The following is a 628-nucleotide window of genomic DNA, read 5'->3' as shown; positions in this document are numbered from 1 at the left end:
AAGATGAAAAAGATAAAGTAGTAACAAAAGTAACGACAGATAAAGAAGGAAAAGCAAACGTTTCCGATTTATCAGTAGGGAAATATAAGCTAGTAGAGGTAGAAAGCTTACCAGGATATAAAAAATTAGCAAAACCAGTATCGTTTGAAATTAAAAAAGGCATGACAGAAGTCTTATCACTAAAAGTAGAGAATGAACAGTTAGATAAAGGTTCAGTAGAAATTACAAAAGTGGACAAAGACAGCCAGAAGGCATTAGAAGGCGTAACATTCGAAGTGCAAGATGAAAAAGGCAAAGTAGTAACGAAAGTAACAACAGATAAAGAAGGAAAAGCGAAAATTTCAGATCTATCTGTAGGAAGTTACAAACTAGTAGAAGTAGAGAATTTACCAGGCTACAAAAAATTAACAGAGCCAGTATCATTCGAAATTAAAAAGGGTATGACAGAAGTCTTATCATTAAAAGTAGAGAATGAACAGTTAGACAAAGGTTCAGTAGAAATCACAAAAGTAGATAAAGATAGTCAAAAAGTATTAGAAGGCGTAGTCTTCGAAGTACAAGATGAGCAAGGCAAAGTAGTAACGGAAGTAAAAACAGATAAAAATGGTAAAGCAAAAATCTCAGACTT

Annotated in this window: 1 protein-coding gene; it reads left to right on the top strand. The window is 33.0% G+C overall.

Annotation, left to right across the window (positions count from 1 at the left end; genetic code table 11):
• On the top strand, window positions 1–628 hold a 628-nt coding region (locus tag H6481_RS28360), incomplete at both ends, for a SpaA isopeptide-forming pilin-related protein (RefSeq protein WP_259347405.1).

Source organism: Bacillus sp. ME78, from assembly GCF_903970865.1.
Classification (GTDB): Bacteria; Bacillota; Bacilli; order Bacillales; family Bacillaceae_G; genus Bacillus_A; species Bacillus_A cereus.
The sequence above is the reverse complement of the archived record's forward strand: the minus strand, read 5'-3'. Positions and strand labels throughout refer to the sequence as shown.